Here is an 857-nt window from a genome sequence, read left to right on the forward strand (position 1 = left end):
ACTTCGTCGAGGGTGTCGGTCACTTGAACCGACGCGGCACCGCCCAACTCGAGGTTCTCGAAGGTCGCACCAGTGGCGTCCTCCGCCGAATTGATGCCCAGGCTGATTTCGCCAGCATCTTGATAGACGTCATCGCCCTGCGCATCGTGAGTGTACGGCGCGCTGGTCTCGCCAGCCTTGATGGTGACCTGGGCATTGTTACTCAGGGTCACGACCAGGTCGTGGGCCAGCGGTTGGTTGACGTGCACGGTGAAGGTCGGCTTGACGTTCTCGGCTACCGACATCTGGTCAGCAGTAATAGTGACCTTGACGATGTCGCCTTCGTTGCCCGGCGTACCTGGTTCGTCAGTTACCTCGGTGCTGACCGGGGTCTTGTCCAGATTCAGGTTTTCGAACTTCCACGCATCTGCGCCGCTGACCGCGTCGATGGCATTGACCACCGGCTGGTTAGTGCCGACATAGACGTTGTCCGGGGCGGTTGCAGTGGCCGAACCGGTGGTGCTGTTGGCTGCAACAACGACAGTAGTGCCGTCGGTCAGCTTGAAGTACAGCTCCGAGTGGTTGTTGATCGGCAGACCATCTTTGTTGGTCAGCGTGATGGTGTAGGTGATCTCGCCGCCTTCGGTCACCGAAGGGGTCGCAGTCAGCTTGGCTACGACTTCGTCGAGGGTGTCGGTCACTTGAACCGACGCGGCACCGCCCAACTCGAGGTTCTCGAAGGTCGCACCAGTGGCGTCCTCCGCCGAATTGATGCCCAGGCTGATTTCGCCAGCATCTTGATAGACGTCATCGCCCTGCGCATCGTGAGTGTACGGCGCGCTGGTCTCGCCAGCCTTGATGGTGACCTGGGCATTGTT

Annotated in this window: 1 protein-coding gene; it reads right to left on the reverse strand. The window is 60.1% G+C overall.

The features are described from left to right. Window positions 1-857: immunoglobulin-like domain-containing protein (locus INQ47_RS25610; protein WP_404702898.1), on the reverse strand; the 857-nt coding region annotated here is incomplete at both ends.

Origin of the sequence: Pseudomonas sp. 3HC3 (genome assembly GCF_044904505.1) — a bacterium.
In the GTDB taxonomy this organism is placed as follows: Bacteria; Pseudomonadota; Gammaproteobacteria; order Pseudomonadales; family Pseudomonadaceae; genus Aquipseudomonas; species Aquipseudomonas putida_Y.